The 7,816-nt window shown below is 50.2% G+C and carries 10 protein-coding genes; all 10 read left to right on the forward strand.

All coding sequences use genetic code 11. The features are described 5' to 3' along the window. The first annotated feature begins 1 nt into the window (after nucleotide 1). Nucleotides 2-1,912, forward strand: coding sequence for a tetratricopeptide repeat protein (locus WC317_05340; GenBank protein MFA5339549.1), 1,911 nt, complete (start codon nucleotides 2-4; stop codon nucleotides 1,910-1,912). Between the two features lie 66 nt (nucleotides 1,913-1,978). After that, nucleotides 1,979-2,482: a nucleoside-diphosphate kinase gene (locus tag WC317_05345; protein MFA5339550.1), complete on the forward strand. Its 504-nt coding sequence runs from the start codon at nucleotides 1,979-1,981 to the stop codon at nucleotides 2,480-2,482. Further along, on the forward strand, nucleotides 2,482-4,257 hold the full coding sequence (locus WC317_05350; GenBank protein MFA5339551.1) for a phosphoenolpyruvate carboxykinase (ATP): 1,776 nt from the start codon (nucleotides 2,482-2,484) through the stop codon (nucleotides 4,255-4,257). Before WC317_05345 ends, WC317_05350 begins: the two co-directional genes overlap by 1 nt. 22 nt (nucleotides 4,258-4,279) lie before the next feature. Further along, a complete protein-coding gene (locus WC317_05355) occupies nucleotides 4,280-5,149 on the forward strand; it encodes a YicC/YloC family endoribonuclease (GenBank protein ID MFA5339552.1) in 870 nt (289 codons plus the stop codon). A 5-nt stretch (nucleotides 5,150-5,154) separates the two neighbouring features. Continuing rightward, the gene (gmk, locus tag WC317_05360; GenBank protein MFA5339553.1) at nucleotides 5,155-5,730 is read left to right on the forward strand and encodes a guanylate kinase; all 576 of its coding nucleotides are present in this window, start codon (nucleotides 5,155-5,157) and stop codon (nucleotides 5,728-5,730) included. A 4-nt stretch (nucleotides 5,731-5,734) separates the two neighbouring features. Next, nucleotides 5,735-5,944 carry a DNA-directed RNA polymerase subunit omega gene (rpoZ, locus tag WC317_05365; GenBank protein ID MFA5339554.1) on the forward strand — a complete coding sequence of 70 codons (210 nt, stop codon included), beginning with the start codon at nucleotides 5,735-5,737 and terminating at the stop codon, nucleotides 5,942-5,944. Then, the gene (locus WC317_05370) at nucleotides 5,944-6,486 is read left to right on the forward strand and encodes a flavoprotein (GenBank protein ID MFA5339555.1); all 543 of its coding nucleotides are present in this window, start codon (nucleotides 5,944-5,946) and stop codon (nucleotides 6,484-6,486) included. The genes rpoZ and WC317_05370 overlap by 1 nt, the downstream gene beginning before the upstream one ends. Beyond that, complete coding sequence (locus WC317_05375; protein ID MFA5339556.1) at nucleotides 6,483-7,139, forward strand: phosphopantothenoylcysteine decarboxylase; 657 nt, start codon at nucleotides 6,483-6,485, stop codon at nucleotides 7,137-7,139. Before WC317_05370 ends, WC317_05375 begins: the two co-directional genes overlap by 4 nt. A gap of 22 nt (nucleotides 7,140-7,161) precedes the next feature. Further along, entirely contained in the window at nucleotides 7,162-7,569 is a 408-nt protein-coding gene (locus WC317_05380) for a type II secretion system protein (GenBank protein MFA5339557.1), read from the forward strand. A 125-nt stretch (nucleotides 7,570-7,694) separates the two neighbouring features. Continuing rightward, nucleotides 7,695-7,816: type II secretion system protein (locus tag WC317_05385; GenBank protein MFA5339558.1), on the forward strand; the 122-nt coding region annotated here is incomplete at its 3' end.

Raw genomic sequence — 7,816 nt, forward strand, 5'->3', positions numbered from 1 at the left:
CATGAAAAATAAAATACCGGTTAATTTTCTTATCGCGTTGATGATCATCATCTCCGGAGGGGTGGTATATATCAACTCGCTTTTGAACCCCTTCATATGGGACGATCTTTTCCTTGTCACCTCGAACCTTCATATAAGGTCCCTCAGCTATATCCCAAAGCTTTTTTTGGAGAACATATATAACCAGGATATGACAGGCAAATTCTACCGGCCCGTGCTCATGAGCAGTTTTTCGTTGGACTATAATACGTGGGGGATCGACCCGTTCGGTTATCATTTAGGCAATATTCTTATACATCTGGCCAATGCTTTGATGGTCTACGCCCTTATCCGCCTTATTTTCCGGCGGAAGGGGCTCGCCTTTTTAACGGCCATGCTCTTCGTATTGCATCCGGTACAGACCGAGGCGGTGACATATGTCTCGGGCAGGGCGGATCCTTTGGCGGCATTCTTCTGCCTTATTTCGCTGTATTTTTTCATAACATATACCGATTACGACCGGTTCAGGAAGAAGTCATATTTCGGGGCCTCGGTCCTGTCCTTTTTACTGGCGCTGCTGTCGAAAGAATCCGCCGTGATGTTCCCTTTTGTACTTCTTTTTTATGAAGTTTGTTTCAGGAGGGAAGAACTGAAGGGCAAGAAGCCATTAAAGTACGCGGTTTTTTTAATTATCATATTGGCCTACGCCATTGCAAGGTATTTCATCCTGCTAAACGTCAAAGACACTTCGACGGTTAACGCCGGCTCCCCGATGCTAGCCCGTTTTTTCCTCATCCCGTCGATCATCCTTACGTATATAAAGATACTTTTGTTCCCGAAAGGGCTGCATATGGAGCGGGTCGATTACGGCTTTGACAGGCCGGAGTATCTTTCCGACCCCAGGGTCTTCTCGGCCTTCCTCATCTTATTCGCTATTGCCGTATTGCTGTGGCTGGCAAGGAAACGCCGCAAGGAAGCCCTATTTGGTTTTGGCTGGTTTATCCTGCTGCTGATACCCGTCTCGGGCATCGTTTCGATAAACGCTTTTATTGCCGAACACTGGCTTTATCTTCCGTCGATAGGTTTCTTTTTATTGACGTCATCGCTGCTCGCCGGCCTGTTCCGTTTTAATTCGATAAAATTATGCGTAGCTAGTTTCTTGATAATCGTTTTAGCCATGCTTGGCGCCCTGACCATAAGGCAAAACTACATATGGAGGGATCCCGTATTTTTCTACAGGTACACATTAAAGTTCTCCCCTTTAAGCACCCGCCTGCGCACTAATCTGGGTTATGAATATTTTTCCCTGGGCCGGTATAAAGAATCCGAAACTGAATTCAGGAAAGCCATTGCGGCTGAGCCGGCAGGCGCATACGCCGCTTATGACTATCTGAATCTCGGCGCTTCGCTTTATGCGCAAGGGAAAAAACAGGAAGCGTTCGATACCCTCGACAAAGCCATAGAGGCGAATCCGGGTTTTCCCATAGCATATTGGGCCATGGGGAACGCGTACCGGGATGAAGGAGAAAAAAGAAAGGCCATTGAATTCTACAAGAAAGCGGCCGAGTTATTGCCATCGAACGCTTATTACTGGTTAGTGCTGGGCAATGTCAACATGGAGATAAAGGAATACAAGGAGGCGGTAAAGGCGTATAAAAAAGCGTTGGGGGCATATCCGCCTTTCTTTGAGGCCAGAATAAATTTGGGCACCGCTTATTACAGGCAAGGCCTTCTTAAGGACGCGTTTAACGAGTATCAGGAAGCGCTAAAGATAAATCCCGAGAGTCCCGAGCCTTATTATAACATCGGAAACATCAGCGCTGCGATCGGGAAGACCAAAGAAGCCGAAGAATTCTGGCAGGAGACGCTTAAAAAGGACCCGAAACACGCCGGCGCGAAGAAGAAACTCGAAAAGCTCCGCAACAAAAAGTAACCATCTTGTTGACAAACGGGCGGTTATGTAATAAAATCTAGGTTTACATAAAAAGGAAATACTAAAATGGAACAGAAGACCTTGGTAGTGATCAAGCCCGACGGCCTGAAGAAGTCCCTGACAGGGAACATCCTTACGCGGTTGTCGGAAACAAAGCTCGAGATCGTCGCGGCAAAGATAATCCGGGTAAGCAGGGAGTTGGCGGTAGAGCATTATAAACATATGAAGGACAGGCCGTTCTTCGAGGAGCTCGTAAAATACATACAGGGCGAGCTGCACGAAAGGCGGAAGGCGATGGCCATGGTCTACTGGGGCGACGACGCCATAAATAAAGTAAGAAAGCTTGCCGGCGCCACAAATCCCGAAGAGGCCGACCCGACCACCATCCGAGGTTCGTACGGCCGCATAACCACAAAAGGCCTTTACGAGAACGTCATACATACCTCCTCGAACGAGGAGGAGGCTGAACGCGAGATAAAACTCTGGTTCGAGCCGGATGATATTATAGTCGACCTTTACCCCACCAAATTCGTGACGCTTACCAATATAACAAAGAGAGTCTGGGAATAATGATAATCCGTTCCGAAGAGATAACCGCTAACAGTTTCCTTGATATCTTCAAGAAGATAGTCAGGAAGAAAGAGGCCGCCGGCATAAGCGCCGTCCAGAACAACCCAAAAGACCTTTTCGAAAGGGCCAAATCTTACGGTACCCGCTATAAGAACGACAGCTGGGGCTGGACGTCCAATATCTGGAACCGCAGCGCGGCCGGCAGCGTTGTCGTAGAGAAAGACGAAGAGCTTAGGGCAGAACATACCCAGCTCATGCAGCGTGTCCTTGAGCAGATCTTATGCAAACCGATGGTCCAGGTCGACGCTAACCTCGGCCAGCCCGGCTCGAAGGCGGAGATGAGGTGCCGTCTTTTTATCGATCCCCAATTCCCCGACATCGGTCACCGCTGGAAAGAATTGAATTTTGCCGGCGACACGGCGAAAGAACCTGAGGTGACGCTTTTCTGCATACCGCATTATCTTGAAAACCCCAATGTCCCGGGCGGACATGAAATGTTAAGGGTGATCAGGTTCCCTAATCATTCATATACTATTGTTACCGCGAGTTCTTACCAGGGAGAGGTGAAGAAAGGTTTTCTTTCCCATTGGATATACCACGTCTACAAAAAAGGCGGGACCGGTGAGCATGCCAGCCTGAAAGAGTTTACCGCAAAACGCACAGACGGAAAAAGCAAGAGGATCGTCATGGCCCTCTGGGGCCTTACCGGAAGCGGAAAATCGACCCACGGGATGTTTACTATAAACAGCCACACAGCACCTGCCTTCAAAGAGAAATTCGGCATCGACATTTCAAAATATATAACCGAACAGGTCATCAAGAACGACGACATTATAGGGGTCTTTGAGGATTGCGTGGTCAGCCCGGAAAGGGGAGCGTGGACCAAGACCGAAGATCTCGACGACAGGCAGGAAGCGATGTTCAAGGCCGTTTCCTCACCGCGGGCCCTGCATGAGAATACCGAGTGGGACGAAAAAGGCAACGTAAGCTTCGACGGGAAGCTCTTCCAGTACCACGGCAAGCCTAACCAGAACGCCAGGACCGTACTGATGCTCGAGGATACCGGTTATTATGACGGCAGCGTCGATTCGAGCGGCCCGCTTAACATGGCGGTCTTCATCAGCCCCGGCTATATATCCGATTACGCGTGGCTCAAGCTGAACGACCCGGCTTTTGCGGCAAAGGTGCTCGCAGACGGTCGCACGACGGGCCATCCGGCGCAGAGCAGGAAGGGGATCGGCGAGGAGAAATACGAATCGAGATATTGCCTTCCTTTCACGATGGGCGTCGGGAATGCCGCGCACGTAAAAAGATTCCACGAATTTATCAAGAAGAGGGAGAAAACCGATAACCCGCTCGAGGTATTCCAGATCAGCACGACCGGCAGGGTCGGCGCTAACTACGATTGGGTAGAAGTGCAGCTCGGCGATAAGAAAGTAAAATTACCGAAGACAAAGTTCGAGGAGATAGGCGGCAAAATAAGGCCGGTCGGCGGCACCGGGCCCACGATAGAGGAAACGGAATTATTCCTGTTCCAGGCGGCACGGGGCGCGGTCAAGTACGAGCCCCACCCTGTGTGGGGGGATAAGGTCCTGGTCCCCGTAGAGGTCGAGGGCCTGTCTAAGGAACGGCTTAAGGAGCTGAACCCTTTCCATTACAGGTCTGCCGCAGAGATGAAGCGCCTCCTGAAGGCGCAGATATTGACGAGCAAGTTTTACCTTGAACAGCAGTGCCCGGGCCTTTCCAAGAGCATCTTTAACGCGATGGATTTCTAGGGGGTGAGCTTTGCTTAGGAGCATGACGGGTTTCGGCCGCGGCGAGACGGCTGCGCCGAACGGGAAGATACAGATAGAGACAAGGACCGTGAACCACAGGTTCTTCGAGGTATCGTCCCGCCTGCCCGAAAATTTCCAGATATTCGAGGACAAGCTGAGGGCCGAGATCGCCAAGAAAGTAAAACGCGGGAAGGTGAACCTTTCCATGACATATGAAAACCCGCGGAAGTCCGGGCCAAAACTCATAATAAACAAAGACCTCGCCCGCAAATATAAGAAATTACTTCTGGACCTGAAACATTCCCTGGGGTCGAAAGACGAGATCAATTTTTCCCAGATAATCTCCTTCCCCGGCGTAATAAGCGTGGAGGAGCAGCCAAGGGAAGAGGCGAAGCTCTGGCCGCACATCAAGTCCGCGTTGAATAAAGCCCTCTCCTCCCTGGTAAAGATGAGGGAAGAAGAAGGCAAGAGGTTGGTCGCGGATATATTAAAGAGGAAGGCCATGGTCTCCAGGAACCTGGCGGTTATAGAGCATCGCTCCAGGCTGGCGGTCAGGGAATACCGCGGCCATCTTTTAAAAAAGATAAAAGAGCTCTCGTCCGGGAAGATAAACCTCGACAAGGGAAGGATAGAGCTGGAGGTGGCCCTCTTCGCCAAGAATTCCGACATATCCGAAGAGGTTACCAGGATAAAATCCCATCTTAAGGGTCTCGGGGAGGCCCTGAACCAGCGGGATGAGGTGGGAAGGAAATTGGATTTCATCGCCCAGGAATTGCATCGCGAGATAAATACCGTAGGCCAAAAGACGAACGATTACAAGATCGCCCAGTTGGCCATCGCCATAAAGGGCGAGATAGAAAAGATACGGGAACAGATACAGAACATAGAATAGGGCCTATGCCGGAGAGAAGGGGACATATTTTCGTCGTTTCAGCGCCGTCGGGTTGCGGCAAGACCTCGCTTGTAAAGGCCCTTTTAAAAGAGGACAGGTCCCTTGCGCATCCGGCCTCTTTTACGACGCGCCCCAGGCGCCCGGGCGAAAGAGACGGCGTCGATTATTGTTTTATTTCAGAAGACGAATTCAGGCGCCGCCTTAAAAAGAAAGATTTTTTGGAGTGGTCCCGGCCGTTCGGGCAGTATTACGCGACGTCAAAAAGCTCCGTCTCGGGCAATATCCGCAAGGGCAGGGACGTGATCCTCAGCCTGGATTTCAAAGGCGCGGATTTCGTAAAGAAGAATTTCAAGGATTCAACCTCGATCTACATACTCCCGCCTTCACTGAAGGCTTTAAGGCAGAGGCTCGTCGGCCGCATGACCGATCATTCCTCCGAGATAAAGAAGAGATTGGGCTGCGCGAGGGCCGATATCTGCAATATTAAGAAATATGACTACGCGGTAGTAAACGACAGTTTTACGGATGCCGTAAAAAAGCTCAAATCAATCATCGTCGCGGAAAGACTTAGGGTGAGGTGAAAAATTGAAAGCGAAAAGTTCCATCTCGGTCGAGAACCTTCTCGACAAGACCGATAATTCGATCTACAAGCTCGTGATACTTGCCTCGAAGCGCGCCTTGGAGCTGAACGAAGGGAGCCCGAAGCTGGTCGAGACCGAAAGCAAGAAGATATCGACCGTAGCGCTTGAAGAGATCAGGGAAGGCAAGATAGGGATGAAGGAAAAGAAAAAATAATGGCGAAGAAAGAGGTGATCCTCGGGGTCAGCGGTTCCATCGCCGCTTACAGGGCGTGTGATATCGTCAATAACCTGAGGAAGGCGGGGGCGAACGTCACGGTCATCATGACGAAAGAAGCGAAAGAGTTCGTTACTCCCCTGACGCTCCAGACCATTTCCCGTAACAAAGTTTATTCAGAGATGTTCGAACTGCCGGCCGAATGGAGCCCGGTCCATACCTCGTTGGCCGACATGGCCGACCTGATACTGATCGCCCCGGCCTGCGCCAACGTGATAGGCAAGATAGCCAACGGCATCTGCGACGATCTCTTGACCTGCGTGGTCCTGGCGTCCAAGGCGAAGACCCTTATGGCACCTGCCATGAACGAGAAGATGTATTTGAACCCCGCGGTGCAGGATAATATCAAAAAGCTCAAAGGCAGGGGAATAGGATTTATCGGCCCGATAAAAGGTCCCCTGGCATGCGGACACGATTCTATCGGGCACATCGCCGATACCGCCTCGATAATCCTGGAAGCGAAGAAATTACTCAAGGGTTGAAGTTGCGAATACTCATAACCGCAGGCCCCACCAAAGAATATATAGACCCCGTCCGCTTCATCTCAAATTCCTCGACGGGTTTTTTCGGATACCAGATAGCCTCGGAAGCCGCCAGCCGCGGCCATAAGGTCACGCTCATAAGCGGCCCGACATGCCTGACCCCGCCCAAAGGGGTGAGATTTGTCCCTGTCGTCTCCGCCCTGGAAATGAAAAAGGCCGTCGAAAAGCATTTTCCTGCATCCGATTGCCTTATAATGTCGGCGGCCGTCGCGGATTACAGGCCGGCGGCTGTCTTCCCGCGGAAGATCAAGAAGGGGAAGGACCGGCTGGTATTAGGGTTGAAGAGGAACCCCGACATACTTTCGCTTGTCTCCAAAAAAAAAGAAGGCAGGGACGTAATAGGTTTCGCCGTGGAGACCGGCGGATTAAAAGAAAACGCAAAGAAAAAATTGAAAGAAAAGAATCTTGACTGCATTATTGCGGCGCTGCTAAAAAACAATAAAACTCCGTTCGGGGACGAAAAAATCCCGGTTTCTATAATATCCCGGGACGGAAAAACAGAAAACCTTTTTTCTTACAAGAAAAACCTCTCAAGAATTATCCTTGACAAAGCAGAAGCGGCAAAGTATCATTATAATGCTGGTAAAATTTAAAAGAGAAAGGGGGACATATATCATGATCAAGAGAAAGGGTTTCACCCTTATCGAGCTGTTGGTAGTTATGGCAATTATACTTATCCTTGCGGGTTTACTCACACCTGGCCTGTTTAAAGCCAAGCAGCAGGCAGGTAAGGTCAGCTGCGCCAACAACCTGAAGCAGATAGGCACGGCATTGGAAATGTACGCGAGCAAATGGAACGACACCTATCCTAGCTCGCCTGACACATTGTATACGGACGCAGAGGTTGACGATGCTAACGTATTAAAATGTCCGGTGGGCGGAGCTTCTTACGGCAGCTGGGCGACACAGCCTTTTACCACTACATCATCAAATACTGCTGTCCTGACGTGCACAGTCGCCGGGCATGGCGGCGGATCTGCAGGCGTAAGCCTCTATAAGGGCGGTTACGTAAAGATCAAGTAGTAGTATATAGTGAACGAAGAGCTTTAAAAAGGCACCCGAGAGAAATTCTCCGGTGCCTTTTGTTTTGACTTTTATGCTTTTACGTGTTAGATTAGATAACAAAATTAAAGAAGGGGGTGGGAATGATGCTGCGTATAAGCAAGAGAAAGGGTTTCACCCTTATCGAGCTGTTGGTAGTTATGGCAATCATACTGATCCTTGCGGGTTTACTCACACCTGGCCTGTTTAAAGCCAAGCAGCAGGCAGG

This window comes from Candidatus Omnitrophota bacterium, from assembly GCA_041653595.1.
GTDB lineage: Bacteria > Omnitrophota > Gorgyraeia > Pluralincolimonadales > Pluralincolimonadaceae > Pluralincolimonas.

Excerpts from the sequence above, each read along its gene's own strand:
- WC317_05355 (MFA5339552.1), top strand. The coding sequence starts at position 4,280 with ATGACGGGTTTCGGCCGCGGCGAGACGGCTGCGCCGAACGGGAAGATA.
- WC317_05380 (MFA5339557.1), top strand. The coding sequence starts at position 7,162 with ATGATCAAGAGAAAGGGTTTCACCCTTATCGAGCTGTTGGTAGTTATG.
- WC317_05345 (MFA5339550.1), top strand. The coding sequence starts at position 1,979 with ATGGAACAGAAGACCTTGGTAGTGATCAAGCCCGACGGCCTGAAGAAG.
- gmk (MFA5339553.1), top strand. The coding sequence starts at position 5,155 with ATGCCGGAGAGAAGGGGACATATTTTCGTCGTTTCAGCGCCGTCGGGT.
- WC317_05370 (MFA5339555.1), top strand. The coding sequence starts at position 5,944 with ATGGCGAAGAAAGAGGTGATCCTCGGGGTCAGCGGTTCCATCGCCGCT.
- WC317_05340 (MFA5339549.1), top strand. The coding sequence starts at position 2 with ATGAAAAATAAAATACCGGTTAATTTTCTTATCGCGTTGATGATCATC.
- WC317_05350 (MFA5339551.1), top strand. The coding sequence starts at position 2,482 with ATGATAATCCGTTCCGAAGAGATAACCGCTAACAGTTTCCTTGATATC.